Source organism: Paenibacillus sp. A3, assembly GCF_001399685.1.
GTDB lineage: Bacteria > Bacillota > Bacilli > Paenibacillales > NBRC-103111 > Paenibacillus_G.
Window position 1 is genome coordinate 1 of the sequence record NZ_JTHN01000140.1, and the last position, 15,142, is coordinate 15,142.

Annotated in this window: 16 protein-coding genes; 2 read left to right on the forward strand and 14 right to left on the reverse strand. The window is 37.6% G+C overall.

The annotated features are described in order from the left end of the window. Positions 1–179 precede the first annotated feature (179 nt). Complete coding sequence (locus QJ48_RS39515) at positions 180–479, forward strand: IS3 family transposase (protein WP_082420613.1); 300 nt, start codon at positions 180–182, stop codon at positions 477–479. After that, entirely contained in the window at positions 472–927 is a 456-nt protein-coding gene (locus tag QJ48_RS39520) for a DDE-type integrase/transposase/recombinase (RefSeq protein ID WP_369126846.1), read from the forward strand. The genes QJ48_RS39515 and QJ48_RS39520 overlap by 8 nt, the downstream gene beginning before the upstream one ends. A 141-nt stretch (positions 928–1,068) precedes the next feature. Here the strand turns inward: QJ48_RS39520 and yiaK are convergent, their stop codons facing one another. From yiaK to QJ48_RS21145, 14 genes are all read right to left on the reverse strand, one after another. After that, complete coding sequence (gene yiaK / locus QJ48_RS21090; protein WP_054975476.1) at positions 1,069–2,070, reverse strand: 3-dehydro-L-gulonate 2-dehydrogenase; 1,002 nt, start codon at positions 2,068–2,070, stop codon at positions 1,069–1,071. Between the two features lie 141 nt (positions 2,071–2,211). Then, positions 2,212–2,385, reverse strand: coding sequence for a hypothetical protein (locus tag QJ48_RS37015; protein ID WP_157261704.1), 174 nt, complete (start codon positions 2,383–2,385; stop codon positions 2,212–2,214). Positions 2,386–2,804: 419 nt separating this feature from the next. After that, the gene (locus QJ48_RS21095; protein ID WP_272948143.1) at positions 2,805–3,677 is read right to left on the reverse strand and encodes an NAD-dependent epimerase/dehydratase family protein; all 873 of its coding nucleotides are present in this window, start codon (positions 3,675–3,677) and stop codon (positions 2,805–2,807) included. Further along, positions 3,625–3,789: an NAD-dependent epimerase/dehydratase family protein gene (locus tag QJ48_RS39235; protein ID WP_272948144.1), complete on the reverse strand. Its 165-nt coding sequence runs from the start codon at positions 3,787–3,789 to the stop codon at positions 3,625–3,627. Before QJ48_RS39235 ends, QJ48_RS21095 begins: the two co-directional genes overlap by 53 nt. 26 nt (positions 3,790–3,815) lie before the next feature. Beyond that, complete coding sequence (locus tag QJ48_RS21100; protein WP_054975477.1) at positions 3,816–4,976, reverse strand: aminotransferase class V-fold PLP-dependent enzyme; 1,161 nt, start codon at positions 4,974–4,976, stop codon at positions 3,816–3,818. 31 nt (positions 4,977–5,007) lie between these two features. After that, positions 5,008–5,829, reverse strand: a complete 822-nt coding sequence (locus QJ48_RS21105; RefSeq protein ID WP_054975478.1) for a phytanoyl-CoA dioxygenase family protein — start codon at positions 5,827–5,829, stop codon at positions 5,008–5,010. A gap of 15 nt (positions 5,830–5,844) precedes the next feature. Then, positions 5,845–7,002 carry a hypothetical protein gene (locus QJ48_RS21110; RefSeq protein WP_054975479.1) on the reverse strand — a complete coding sequence of 386 codons (1,158 nt, stop codon included), beginning with the start codon at positions 7,000–7,002 and terminating at the stop codon, positions 5,845–5,847. Next, positions 6,986–8,107: an acyl carrier protein gene (locus tag QJ48_RS21115; RefSeq protein WP_054975480.1), complete on the reverse strand. Its 1,122-nt coding sequence runs from the start codon at positions 8,105–8,107 to the stop codon at positions 6,986–6,988. The genes QJ48_RS21110 and QJ48_RS21115 overlap by 17 nt, the downstream gene beginning before the upstream one ends. Before the next feature lie 20 nt (positions 8,108–8,127). Then, positions 8,128–9,396 (reverse strand): glycosyltransferase, encoded by a 1,269-nt coding sequence (locus QJ48_RS21120; RefSeq protein WP_054975481.1) that lies wholly within the window; start codon positions 9,394–9,396, stop codon positions 8,128–8,130. A 15-nt stretch (positions 9,397–9,411) separates the two neighbouring features. Continuing rightward, a complete protein-coding gene (locus QJ48_RS21125) occupies positions 9,412–10,194 on the reverse strand; it encodes an acetoacetate decarboxylase family protein (RefSeq protein WP_054975482.1) in 783 nt (260 codons plus the stop codon). Then, a complete protein-coding gene (locus tag QJ48_RS21130; RefSeq protein ID WP_054975483.1) occupies positions 10,191–10,790 on the reverse strand; it encodes a hypothetical protein in 600 nt (199 codons plus the stop codon). Before QJ48_RS21130 ends, QJ48_RS21125 begins: the two co-directional genes overlap by 4 nt. A gap of 30 nt (positions 10,791–10,820) precedes the next feature. Beyond that, complete coding sequence (gene ssuD / locus QJ48_RS21135; RefSeq protein ID WP_054975484.1) at positions 10,821–11,927, reverse strand: alkanesulfonate monooxygenase; 1,107 nt, start codon at positions 11,925–11,927, stop codon at positions 10,821–10,823. 17 nt (positions 11,928–11,944) lie between these two features. Further along, positions 11,945–13,114 (reverse strand): hypothetical protein, encoded by a 1,170-nt coding sequence (locus QJ48_RS21140; RefSeq protein WP_157261705.1) that lies wholly within the window; start codon positions 13,112–13,114, stop codon positions 11,945–11,947. 265 nt (positions 13,115–13,379) lie between these two features. Further along, positions 13,380–15,137, reverse strand: a complete 1,758-nt coding sequence (locus tag QJ48_RS21145) for an ABC transporter ATP-binding protein (RefSeq protein WP_054975486.1) — start codon at positions 15,135–15,137, stop codon at positions 13,380–13,382. Between the last annotated feature and the right edge of the window lie 5 nt (positions 15,138–15,142).

Sequence of the window (15,142 nt, forward strand, 5' to 3'; positions counted from 1 at the left end):
TTTCCCGGTAGTGGACAACTAAAATCGGAAGACAAGGCCATGCGTGATCTTCAGAAGCGAATTCGTGACCTGGAAGAGGAGAACGAAATCCTAAAAAAGGCGATGCACTACTTCGCAAAAGACTGGCGCTGATCTATATATTCATCCACGATCACCGCTTCAAACTCTGTGTCGCGAAGATGTGCACCGTATTTGGAATCTCCCGAAGCGGTTACTATGATTGGACCCGGCGGAAAGAAAGCGGTCAAAGCAAACGTCATGAGCGGCTTAAAAAGCTGATTCGGCGGATCTTTCTTGACCATAGGCGTCTTTATGGAAGCAAGAAAATCTGGGAAGCCCTGAAGAAACAGGGCGTTCAGGTAGCCGAGAAAACCGTTGCTCGAATCATGAAGGAGCTCGGCTTGACAGTCAAGAAATTTAAAGCAACAACGAATTCCAAGCATAACTTGCCGGTAGCCGCGAATGTGCTGAATCAATAGTTTCAAGCGATTTGCGCCCAATCAGGTCTGGATGACAGACATCACCTACGTCCCGACTGATGAGGGATGGCTTTATTTAGCGAGCGTCATGGACTTATACAGCCGTAAAATCGTAGGGTTTCACATGGATGAACGAATGAAGAAGTCACTTGTGATAAAGACGCTAGATCAAGCCTATCGGCTTCAGCAGCCACGAGGTGAAGTTCTCCACCACTCTAATCGAGGCAGTCAGTATGCCCCTTTGGAGTACCAGGAGCGGCTTAAAAAATATAAGATGAAAGGCAGCATGAGCCGCAAAGAAGCGAGAGAACGGATTTTTGAGTATATTGCATGCTTCTACATGGAAAACGAATCCATTCTTCCATCGGGTATTTTACACCCAATCAGCACGAACGTATGTACCGCTCTGCTGCGTAATTCTCTCGATTCTATGTGTCCAATCTATTGACAGTGGTCCAACATGATTGCGACGGCTCCACCCTAAACTGAAAATTGCGACATTATTTATGCAACACTAGTGAACAAGAATGTTTTTGATAAATCAACATCCAATAATGAAGAAATTTTGAAACAATGAATTCTTCGAACATTACATGGTTAGAACCTGGTTCCAAAGAGTGGGATCAACTGGAATGCCTCTTTCTAGATTTTCCGCTCTGACCCGTAGTGTCCTCTCACCAGGGTAACGGACACCTTCTCCTTTTTCATCAGGAATGGCTGTGTGAAGATCGGCGACAATTTCTTCAATCTTTAAGTTTAATAGATGCCAATCAGGTAGTTTTTTCAAATCGAAAGCAATAAATACTTGGGAAATCCCCGTTTCCGAACCGTTACTACCAATCTCATATGTCCCTTGTCCACCTGACAACATCATAGCAATTAGATCCAACATTAGTGATAAACTAGACCCTTTCCAATAACCAATCGGTAAAGGTCGTTCGGAAGCCAGAATCGCTGATGGATCACGGGTAATATTACCCTCCTGGTCAAATCCACCAGCTACAGGTAAGACTTCCCCTTTTGTAGAATAACTTTCAAGCTGACCGTAGGAAAACTGCGACATAGCAAAGTCTAATACAATATGACCCTCAGCACGAGGAACAGCCATAACAAGCGGATTATTCCCCACTTTCTTTTCTTTAGAACCCCAAGGTGGCGTATTAGGCATTGTGTTTGTCCAACAAATTCCAATACATCCTGCCTCAGCAGCTTGCCATCCGTAGGTACCAGCCCTCATCCAATGATTCGTATTCCGCAGTACCGAGCATCCCATTCCATGCTGATGTGCGAGGTGAATAGCCCGCTCCATACAAAAATGTGCATTTAAATTACCTGTTCCAAATTTACCGTCCCAACGTTCCATTGATCCTATTTCACTTATTAAGACAGGTTTTTCGTTTCCCCGTACATACCCTTTTTGCAAATATTTCACAAAAAGAGGGAAGCGGTTCAGTCCATGTGAATACACACCATCACAGCTTGTTTCTGTAAACAATCTGGCACACAACTCCGCACGTTCCTCGGAAAAATCGTACTTTAGTAGCACACGTTTAAATTCATTTTTCATTTCGATAAATGGTATTCTATTCATAGCTTTCGCTCCCGTTTATTATATATGGTAAAGTTTTAATATTCATTTCATTCTATGTTACTCAGAAGATCATCAATATCAAGTAGTTGATACTTATCCTGAACAGTCCGTAAGGTTGATTGAATGGAGGTAACGCCCCCATTAAACCACAATTTCAATAGTAGAGCAGGGTGATAGCCTTCTTCCCCACGGTTGGAGTACTTCTTCGACGAAATCGCTCACAAAGCGTGCCAAATGGTTTTCTGGTACCCATTCACTTAGATAGGTCGGGATGAATTCGCCTTGTTCAGTTAAATATGGCTTGAATTTCGCCATGGCTAAGCACCTCTGCTCTTGTGGTACACATACTATTCGACAAATAGCGACGAATTATCTTCCATATAATGATTAATCTATATATATTTTCTGTTTTAGTCCGTGTCGTCGGACAACTCCTGGAAGGGATGTTTTTGAGAAAACAGGGCTGAAATTGGGAGAACTTGAGTTATTCGGTATTTATTCTGAACCGAAATTTGACAAAACCTTTACTAACGGCGACCAAGTTTCAATAGTATCATCTTTACTTGTAATCAATATTAAGGAGAATTAGTTAAAAAAACGAAGAGTCGATGCAAAGTAAGTTTTTTAAACTTCAAAACCTACCAATCAATTACTTTCTGACCATAAGATATTTTTCACTGATTTATTAGCCGATACACGACCGATTTTGGTAGGATTCCATGCCAAATGGGACACTACCCAAAGGCAGTTCCCCAAACGTATTTCATTAAACTCGACTGCTCGCAAGCATCTGATTTTTTAAAAACTGGTAAGTATACTCGATACCTTTCTTTAAGTTCGGTTTTGGGTTCCCAACCCAAGTTCAATTTGGCTTTACTGACATCTAGTACGCTTCGCCTCACATCACCTAAGCGCTTACCCTCACGAACTAAGGGCAAGTCTACCTCTGCGACTTCAAGAAGCTTGTTATAAATGTCTGCAATATATACTTCTTCACCACTGCCTATATTAAAGTTCTGGTTTGCACCTCGAGTCAGTGCAAGAATATTAGCTTCTTTAATATCATCAATGTATACGTAATCCCTCGTTACTCCTTTGGGCATATCTGAATATGTCATGAGTCGAGAAGGCTGATTAGCCAAGATATTGTTCATAAAAATCGGGATTACTCCACACTCGCCATCAGCAATTTGCCGAGGTCCATATACGTTTACATAACGTAAAACTACATACTCAAGTCCAAACGTGACTTGGAAGTAGTTTAAGTATTTCTCGCTAACAAACTTCGTAATGGCATAAGGCGAGAGTGTTGTCACTGGATGAGTCTCAGGCGTCGGCAGAATATCACGATCACCTCCAAGAGCGCCTCCAGAGGAAATAAAGATGATTCTCTTTACCTTATGCTTTTTTGCGCAATTAAGAACATTAATGAGACCCATCACATTGATCTCAGCATCATTTACTGGGTCATCAACGGAATGTGGTACTGACTTTTGAGCAGCATGATGATTAATAATATCCGGTTGTTCAATCTCAATAATTTTTTCGATCTCTTTAGCTCGAATATCCGATAAATAAAACTTTGCCTTTTGGATTAATCTGTTCAAGACTTCCTGAACATAAGTTATCAACGACTACTACTTCATGCCCTGCTTCAATGTACGCATCAACTACATGAGATCCAATAAAACCTGCCCCACCAGTAACCAGAATCTTCATGATACACCTCATACTTGGATACAATATTAACTAAAAATATTTTGCATCACTTTCCTTATTTTGTGAAAATCTTCTGACTCTAGAACATCAGGCACAGTTAATCTAACAGCTTCTAACTCAGAAATATCGCGACAAACTATGCCTTTCTCAAGGAATTCCTTAAATACTTCTTCATAAGCTATTTTCGTACTTTTGAAAGTTATAATTCCGTTTGAACTATAACTTGAATAAAAATTAATGTGATCATATGCCGCCAAAAACTGATAAATAGCCGAAGCGTTTCGACGAATTCTCTCTAGCTTTTCTTTACCTTGAATCAAATATTCATCTATCGCCTGAATCGTACCACATAATAAAGGTATATTTATCGTGGAAACCTCAAAGCTAGATGCATTTATCTCGAACTCAAGTGTTTCTGAACTAGTAACCGAAACATAACCACAATAGGTATGCTCTAGTTCACTTTGTTTGTCTACTCTGATGTAGAGAGCAGCCGTACCAGGGGGGCCACATAGCCACTTTGCACCACTCACCGCATAAAAATCACAACCAAGTTTTTTAACATCAACCTCAATATGTGCGAAGGATTGCGCCCCATCGATAAGAGAAAGAACATTTTTGCTTCTTAAGAACTCACAGATACGCTCTATCGGCATCTCTGTTCCGGTTGTATAAAGAATATGACTACAAAAGAACAACTTCGTTCTATGTGAAATTAAACCAGTCAGTTTTTCTAGAAATAACTCAAGATTTAACTTTCCATCTTCCACTAACAGAGTACTTAGATCTATTGTTTTTATATGAATGCCCTTTGTTACTTGGAGATTCTTCCAAGTTACGAGACATGAGTAATGTTCATGATTAGTGATAATTACCTCGTCACCTGGTTGAAACTTTACTCCGTTTGATATTACATTCACACCCTCTGTAGTACTTGAGGTTAACATAATTTCACTTTCTGAAGCATTAATTACTTCTGCAAACTTGGCACGAGCTAATCGTCTAGTTTCCTGTCTCAAACGCTGAATATACGGATTTCCACCGCCATAATTACTTTCTAGTATAAGTCTTTGGTAAATCGCAGATACTACCTCGCTACTGCATTTACCAGACACTCCATAATTGAGGAAAACTTGATTTTCTGCTGAGACAGGTGTGAACACATTTAAATTCAAATCGATCGCCATTCCTTCTTTGTGATTTTATTTACTAACTGAATTAACATTCCGCACCAGTTAGTTCATTAGTAAACATTCGTTTATACTCCGCAGAGGACAGTTTATTAGCCGTTTTTGCTAAAAAGTGTAATTGAAGAGAACGTCTGCGTAAATTCGAGTTATTTTCAGGTGTTCCATGAATCAGTAATCCATGAAAAAATAGAACCCCACCTGGTTTTAAAGGTACGTATTCATCTTTGTCAACCTGAATGATTTCGTCACAAACCTGCCAATCCCTAATGCTATAGTGAGGAACTGCACCTTGTAAATGTGAACGTGGAATGATATGCATACATCCGTTCTCAGCTCTTGCTTCATCTAAAGCCACCCACGCCCCAACTAAAGGCTTGTCGTAAGCAGTAACTCCATATGCCATATCTTGATGCCAAGGCTTCTCAGGACCTACCTTAGGGGACTTCAGCAGAGAGATAGGATCTGTAAGTCTACTTTCTTCTCCTAAAATCCCCTCAACAATATTAACGATTTCAGGACTGCATACAATATCACGTAAAACAGGAACATAATCAATAAAGTTATACAGTTTTCGAATATGCAGCTCACGCTCTTCAGGAGTCCAGTTACTATTTTCTTTCGTTAAAAACTGTATTTTCGGTCCTTCATATTTTCCATAAATAATATCCATAAGCGCTTCCTTTGCCTGCTTAACACTATCTGATCCCAAGACATTATTAACAGCAAGATAGCCATTCTGTTTATAAAAGTTTAAGTGCTTATTGTTTATTTCTAAGGGGTTTTCAAGAACAACAGCTTGCTTTTCATAGCTATAAAGATCGTTAGGCATTTTTACTGTTCCATTTGACATGATTCCTATCTCCTTCTATAGATATACAGGTTGGTTTACCTCTTTAATTAGTTCATTGGTAACTATTTCAGGCCACTTGCTTGGATCTACTCCAAATTGACACAGGAATGCGATGACCCACCTTTCCAAGCCAAAGCCAACACAACCAGAGGTTACAACATCAATATCCTGGATAGTAATGTTAAATGTACTTGAAAACGACTCTCCATGTACGTTGAATGAAGCCGCTGCTAAATCTTTTTCTTTACCTAATGAGAGTCTTAATTCTAACTTCATTTCATCCCTCAATTGAATCTTTTTATATCTTTGCATCATTGGTATTACAAAGGGATCATAGGCGATATTAAGTTTACCTTGTAGTCCAATATCTTCGAGAAATCGGGACACTGCATTTACAATTTTGTGTCTAATTTCGAGTACATAGTTCTGATCCCCCAAAAAAACAATCTCACGGACATTATAATCCATTAATCTGCCAATCTGATTAAAATTGAGTCTTCCTTCATTTCTAAATACAGATTGTTTCAATGTTATTACATAAGGAGAAGGTAATTTTTGATTAGATAAATCGGCGTAACAGTGGAAACATGCAGAAGGAGATAACGCATGTTTCGGACTGCAGCATAAACTTGCAATCGTACCGTTGTCAATTGCATCCGTAAGACCAGCAAAAATATCAGTGTTTTCAACAAGTTTACTAACGAAGAGGAGATATTGAGGAGAAGAATTAACATACCCAGTTTTCTTTAATGTTTCCACCGGTAGCAGCACGGGATATGAGAATTCTACTGCTCCAAGGTCAAGAGCTATTCGCCTGAATTTAGCATCAAAAAAATGAGCTAGTTCAACTGCTTTTCCCTGCAATCGAACAAGTCCATTGCCGTATTTTTTCAGGAGCCCTGAGTCATAAAGCTCTTCTTCCCCGCTAAAAGTCTCCCTTGCTCGACTTTCTGATAGGACTTTTTCTTGTAACGGTGATGTACGAAATTGCTGTATAAGTTCTTCGATCTTCTTTATAATACTAGCATGTTCACTTGTATCTGCTAAAGTAACATGTAAGTGCTCATGTAGTAAATTCACGGCTATAATGTCTTCCGAGACAAAATTGATGCAGTGAATAAGTTCCCCCAACCGATCGGCAAAAGACCTATCAATCTCAAAGATAAGAAGCATTAGAATCCCTCTCATTAACATGTAAGTTTGAATGTACAAATCTAGCTATGTCTCGGGCAATACTCTTATAATGGTGTCTTTTATAATGACCTATATTATCCATAAGATCTTCTCTGTTTTGGATATACTGATTGATGTTTACCACAAAGGTATTTGGTAAAGTATTAACAATTTCTTGGACTGCGCGATTAAGGAACTGATAATGCTTGGACCTTTCTGGTATAAGCCCGTTCTCTACATCGGTTTCACTACCATTTACTAAAATAAGTTTAGTATTGCCCGGTATTTTTTCCCGGAACACTTGCAAGCTTTCCTTCATAATCGATTCCGACATTGCACCAATAAATTCGAAGTTCTCTTTGAACCAATTCAACTTATCTAGGGGAATATGCGTTCTTGTTGCAGGAGTTCGTTCATTGCCATTAAACCATGCATCCCAGTTCTCAATATCTTGAAAGGGAGTATTGTAGCTTCCAAATGGCACCACAATATATGGATTAACCTTATGTCTATACAACCCGGCATAATATGAACGCAACAAACTTAGAACCACAACATCCTGATTATCGAAAATCACAGTACTAAAGATTTTTTCATCATAAAAAGGAAGATGCTTGATCAGCATTAACTTCTCATCATTTGATAGAGATACAGCACCGTTTAAAATTTCAATATGATCGTTCCGAATGATAACCGAATCATCCGACACGTAAGTCAATTCTGAGGTGATAGATAAGCCCGCCTCACTTAAGAATGCGTGGGTCGCACGTAAATCACACCCTCCTCTTAATACACATCTTTTTAAGGTCTTATCGTTATCAATAACTTCTTTTTGATTAAGGCTGTTATTCGAACTATCAATTATAATATCATGTTTCTTTTTGTTAATTGTCTCATTTATGCTACTTACAGTTGAAAAATTATGACCGCTCAGTTCCTCGTCGGTAAAAGAAAAATGAAAAAGGTTCTCTAACCGATAAATTAGTTGCATTAATTTCAAAGAATTAAGGCCATAATATACCAATGGTTCGTCATAGATAATTTCTACATTACTATTAATTAACTTCCTGACCTCTAAGGCTATAGTTTCGTGATTATTTACCATTAGGTTCCTCCCGTGAATTGCTACTCAACAAGCTTCGCGATCAATTGGGCTGAGTAATTGGGTCCACCCAATTGTTCAGCTTTTCTCTTCAGAGATTTGACTGCAGTTTTATAGGATACGCCTTGTACATGTTCTAATGCCTCAATAATATCTTCTTCTTTCAGAGTAACCTCTAAGTGTCCAATCGCCTCTCTTAGTTGGTCTGCCTCAAAAGTAAAATGCTTATATGGATCCTTGTTTTTGGGCACAAGTAGACCAGCACCCTGCTCCATCACCATTCTCGCTTGCGTTTCCTGTTCGCATTGAAACGGAGTTATAATACTTGGTTGACCAGCTAAAATCGCTGCCATAGTACTACCATGTCCACCGTGGTGGATATTCACGGAAGCGTGATTAACAGTCTCTCTCCAATCGATGAAATTCACGATTTTAAGTGTCGAAGTATTATCCATATTAATTGGTGTAGATTGGGGACCAATCGCCATGAGCAAGGGAATGTTTGCTCTTCTGGTTGCAGAGATAAGTAAATCATTAATTTTAGAGTCCGAGTATGTACCTCCATTACTAGCAAATATGAAATAACCACTATTCCTCTCGATCCATTGGCTTACTTCTTGATCAGTATCCCTAACCCAATCATGAAGAATTGGCCCAACATAATGTACCGGGTATTTATCATTTTGATTAATGCGGTCAATTTCAGGGATGCCCGGTATTATTAAAAGATCCGCCGCCCACTGTTCATAAAAATGTTCAATAGGCTCAACAGATAAGGTTTTGCATAGTTGGTTATAGATTTCAACCTCATTAGAATCATTCATATATTTTGATGGAATATCGTACCACCAGCATCTCCATCTTTCGGAATGTCCCGGGTACCATTGTTGTTGGATGATACCAACAGTTCGAATATCGAGGACCTTACCAACAAGACGTGTTTTCCAATCCATGTCCCCGATTAGCACGGTAGGATTTATAGTACGATAATTTTCAATTGCAATTTGAACTTCTTTTTGTAAGAATTCAAAATTATTATATTCTTCAATTGGTTTATGGCATAAAACAAAAGGTGGAACATTTTGAGCTGCCCTTGTCCGGAGATCTCTCATTTTATGGCTAGTATTTGAGACTACTTTATAGCCAGATTCAACAACTAGCTGCTGATAGGGTCCTGCTATATCAAAAATACAATCCCACCCAGTTTGTTTTAAATGTTGAGCTATGCCAAGACAACGAGTCACGTGCCCCATTCCATTATGTTTGGGCATAAAAAGAGCTGTTCTTCCCAATTAAAAACCCCCCTGTTAGTATTTATGCAGTATTTTACCACCAATTAGTGTGAAACCTTCACTAAAGCAACGGGCTGAAATTACCTTCAGAGGTTGAATATTTGCCCATTCAGATCTATTTAGTGACATGATATTAATCTCACCTTCACCAACCAGAATCTCCGATTTCCTGTAATCTTTTACTTGCAATTCAGAAAGTTCTTGAACAATAGTCTGTGATGAGTTTTCGATATCAGGGTAGTGTCTCATAACAAACATTGATATTCCCTTGAAGTAATCATCCGTTGTTTCTTTTGAAATTGAGAGGCCAAGACTAATATGTATGCTGTTGAATACTTCGCATATACCTTTTATCTTACTACCAATTACTCTCTCACCAATTAATGTATTCATCTTGTGAAATTTCGTAATATGGATTTGACCAAACTGCTTTCCGAAGCCTTGGATAAATCCTCTCAATAAGGAAAAATCAGTATTTACCCAAGTAGTAGGGACAAACCAACCCCTCTGTCCTTCAAATTCACAAAGAATCTTTAATAAGCATTCTCTGTATTGTGTTAACTCAGGACGGTCATATGCAAACTCTTTCTCAGAAATTGACGTCATATCAACAATTGAAACTGCTGCAATACCATCCTCACACAACTTCAATGGTGACGGAATAAATTGTTGGAGGATTTCCTTGTTAGCAAGAAAAGCAATTTCAAGAACATCGCCACCAAAATACCAAGGTGGAGAAGAGACAAGGGAGGATTGCCCAGAAGGGGAAAGCGGCAAACTATAACCTAACAAATTCACAGTGTGACCTCCGACTCATATTTGTTGAAAATAAACTTCTTTACCGTTGAGCCTACTTTTTGATATACGGCCCAGATCATTACAGGTGGTGGTATTATTTTTGTTATTTCAAGACTGTCGTATTGTTGAACCACGTCCTGGGAACCAATACAATAATCAAAGTGTCCCTCTGCGACTAGCTCTACCGCAAGTGGTTTATTATTTACATATGAAACTTTAGCTTGTGGAACAAGTTGCGAAGCAAACTCTTTGGTTGCTGGGTGAATGACAATAGTATTACATTCATGACAATTACGCCTTTTAGCAAGTGCCATTGGTTTTGTCTCTGATTTGAAAACCTCAATCAATTCCATCTTCTTATGATATCTGAAGTTCAAATCCACCCAGTTATCAACGACGACTTCACCTTTTCTTTCAACGTAACCTACACAGATCAAGGCTAGATAATCATGCTCTAGCGCATACTCCATACAATCAGGAAAAGAATTACGATAAATCACTTTCTCACTGACTAGATTTGCAACAGTGGATGCATCAGTTCCCTCGGGACCGAGTGTAACTACGTGAGTATATTTTTTCTCTATTACTTGAGACATCAGACCATCTCCGCTAATTTTGGTAACGAATTAAAACCATGCAATCACTTTTCCATGTACAGATTCCTTGCATGATTTTTCTCCAATATCAAATTCCTTTAATTTTGGTATTACTAACTCTGCGACCCGATAGGCTTCTTCCAAATGTGGGTATCCTGACAACACAAATGAATCAATACCTATAGATCGATACTCAATTAATCTTTCAGCCACTTGGTCGGGATTACCTACAATCGCCAAACCAGCCCCACTGCGGACTAATCCAATTCCTGTCCACAAGTTAGGATAGACCCATAAGTCATCACTAGAATTGACCAATTCAGTTTGTCTTCGTTGCCCTTCTGAGTCATAAGTATTCTTGATAATATTTATTGCATTAATGTCTTCTAATCTTACATGTTGGATCAATTCTTTTGCTGCTAAGCGTGCCTCTTCTTCAGTTTCCCGTACAATAATTTGAAATCTAATTCCAAACTTTACGGTCCTGCCTTCTTTTTCTGCTAAGTTTCGGACTCTTTTTATCCGCTCTTCAACCAACTTAGGAGGCTCTGCCCACGTTATATACACGTCAGCATGTTTTGCTGCGACTTTTTGAGCTGCCTCTGATGAACCACCTAAGAAAATCGGTGGATATGGCTTTTGCTCAGCTGGGAATAACACCTTTGCATTTTTAACATTCAAATACTCGCCTTGATAATCAACTTGCTCGTTACTCATTAATTGACGCCAGATAGCGAGGAACTCTTCCGTTACTTTATAACGCTGATCATGGTCGAGATGCAATCCATCTCCTGCTAATTCACTAGGTACTCCCCCAGTTACCACATTTAACAGTAATCGTCCACGGGATATCCTATCAAAGGTTGCAGACATTCGAGCTGCAACCGTTGGAGACAAAACACCTGGCCTGATTGCGATTAGGAATTTCATTTTGTCGGTCATAGATAATAATGCCGAAGATATGACCCAAGGATCCTCACAAGAACGGCCGGTTGGTACCAATGCACCGTCGAAACCTAATAGTTCCACAGCTCTTGCCACTTGACCTAGGTAATTCAAGTTAATATCTCTCATTCCATGCTTTGTACCAATAAACCTACCATCACCTTGTGTGGGCAACCACCAATATAACTCCACAGAAACACCTCATTAAGTTAAACTGTTAAGCCTAAAGAAGACTGTTGTGAGGTAACCCCACTGTTTCTATCTGCCAGATGATTTAAATACTCTTTCTGAAAGCTTCGTAAGCAATTAAAAATACGTTCCATAATTAATTCATTATTACTCTTAAACAATTCACATAGCTCTTTCAATTCCTCTTTAAGAGTAGTTCCAATATTGGCTTTATCCATTTCTTCAATAATATTGGTTGCAAGATTGGACAATTCTAAACGATCTTTCAAAGGTTTATCCAATCCAAATATAACCAGAGACATCACTAGTGGATAACAATGAATTACATCCTTGGAGATTTCTTTAAGTTTCGTATGTGCGCTATATATTTCATGAATATGACTAAACTCGGACACTGGTAATCCAATCAACCTAGTTAAACTTTTTTGAATAAATGGGATAATATCAAGTTGAGGGGCTTCCACATACCCGAACAACTCTCTACTTTTAATAAATTGTTCAATTTCTTCAGGTTTAATTAATGACGTCAATCTTGGGTCATACCTTTGGTGATAAACGTCAAAATAACCAGTTACAAAATCACCGTCGTTAAAAAATTGTGATCTCAAACATTCAAGAACTAGTTTTATATAGTGGTACTGAAGGTCTCCTCTAAAAATATCCGATTTGTTGTTGGTACGGATTAGACGCTCCCAATTAAGTATGTATCCTGAAATCTGATGAATAATGGCCTCAAAGCAATCACGTTTGTTGACTCTTTTGCTACCCAAATAAATAGGAGATAAGGTGGAATAAAGCGGAAAATCTTGTTTTAAAGCGATGTCCCTAGCAAAGGCAGATTCCGCATACGTAACCGTATTAAACGGAATAATTTGAGCAGTACTCTTTATTGCAGGAAACATATCACATAACCACCTGGCAGTATTCACAACAATTTCATGATCTTCATATGACTTAGTTGGAATTATAACTAAATCAATATCTGAATATAAAGTAGCTTGACCATTCGACGAAATAAGCGCAGACGCTTCTTGTCTCGCAAGAGAACCACTTAAATATATACAGGCATCAATGCCGTTTTGTGAATAATTGGAGTTTAGTGCTGTCGCTAATTCTTGGAATTGTTCATTTAAATCAGATTTTTGTCGTTGCTTTAGGAAAATTGAGTTTTCACAAATATCATAAGGCATCGCATTTACTCCTTTACCGTACTACTATAAATTCAGTTTTCTTTCGTAGTTATGCAACCCCCTTCGATCATGATCAATCACAAGCTTTATTGCTTAAATTATGTTTCGTGAAAGATGTGTTTTACGATGAATGTTCATCACACTTTCACCGGCAGCAAGTAAATCGAACTTCTTCATCATAAACAATTTATCCTTTCCTTTACCCTTGGTTGAAACTTCTTTTCTTATCGGTAAAAACCCTTTTCCTTTGACAATTTGAATCCCTTCACGCTGTGAGATGCATTTCGTACAGTTTTTTATATTTTCCTCCGCTAGTAATCAATTTGTTATGTGTACCTTCTTCAACAATCTCTCCATTCTCAATAACTAAAATTTTATCTGCATTTTTAATTGTATTTAATCTATGAGTTACAACAATAGTAGTTTTGTTCTTAGAAATACAAGCGATGTTTTCATTAATTTGAGCCTCTGTTTCAGGGTCTAAAGCTGAAGTAGCTTCGTCAAACAATAAAATACTTCCATTTTTTAATACTGCTCTAGCAATTGCTATTCTTTGTCTCTGACCTCCAGACAATTGAGTCCCTCTATCACCAACCAGCAACTTATATTTATCAACATTACTTATTATAAAATCATGTATGTTAGCTTCTTTTGCAGCCATAATAACTTCTTCTTCCGTAGCATTATCTTTTCCAAGAGCAATATTTTCAAATATTGAACAATCAAATAGTGTACAATCCTGAGAAACATATGCTATTTCGCCACGAATATCTGAGATATTTAATTCATTGATTGATTTCCCAAAATAGCTAATTTTACCTTGTTGCGGTTTATACATTCCAAGTATAAGTCTACATAAAGTAGATTTTCCGCTACCAGAACCACCAACTATTGCTATAGTTTCTCCTTTTTTAACATTAAAACTGATGTCCTTTAAAACAGTAGTGCCATTGGGATATGAGAAGCTTACTTGTTTAAATTCTAATGCATTTTCTGAATTGCTTTTGATGCAGGGATTTTGGCCACTTATGTTTACTTCAACAGGTTTGTCTAATATTTCAAACACACGTTGAGCTGAAACTAAACTTGGTTGAATATATTGAATAAAAGTATTCGCTTCCATAGCAGCTTTAGCTATAATATCAGTTACAAATGCTGCAAATACTACTTGAGAAATATTCAATGTGCCTTTTGTAGTTAGGTATATAGCAAAACCAAAACATAAAGGCTGTGTAATATATCCAAAAAAGTTTAATGTGGCATAGGTGTATCCTGACCATAAGTTAAAGCTAACCTTTTTATCATAGATATTTTTACAAGATTTAAAATAATTATTTGACAAAACATTTTGCAATAAAAATATTCTGACAACAGGTGTTGCTACAAGAGTTTCAATTATATGTGTAATAGAACTTGCTGCAGCTTTTCTTGCACTATTTTCTAAGGCTCTAACTTTTGGGTTGAATAAAACGGTAAAAAATATTGAAATAAAACATAATAAAATTGATATGACGGCTAATTTCCATTGAATTTGAATAAGTAAAAAAGTACCAAAAATAAGATACACAATAAATTTAACAAGCCCCGTAAAAGGAGCAGAACTAAACATTCCAACTGTTCTGGAAGCGTCAGTGCTAAGACGACTTATATAATCGCCGGTTTTGTATTCATTAAACTCTGATATTGACAAATATTGAATATGGCTAAATAATTGTTTTTTCAGTAAAGATGCACCATAATATGCGGTAGTGTTCCTTAAATAAGTACCTATACAGATTAAAGGTGTTATCACCAAAAATACGCCGAACATAACAAATAAAATATAAAAATCATTATCAGAAAAATTATTCTTTACCATATATACCAACTTCTCATAGATAAAGGGAGTTACAAAAATCATAATAATTTCACCAAAAGATAATACCCAACCAAGCAGATACTTATTGCGTTCCTTACCAATAAAACTAAAAGATCTAACCATAATTTTAATAGTCTGAACAAAACTTATTTTATTATTTTTCAAGTCAC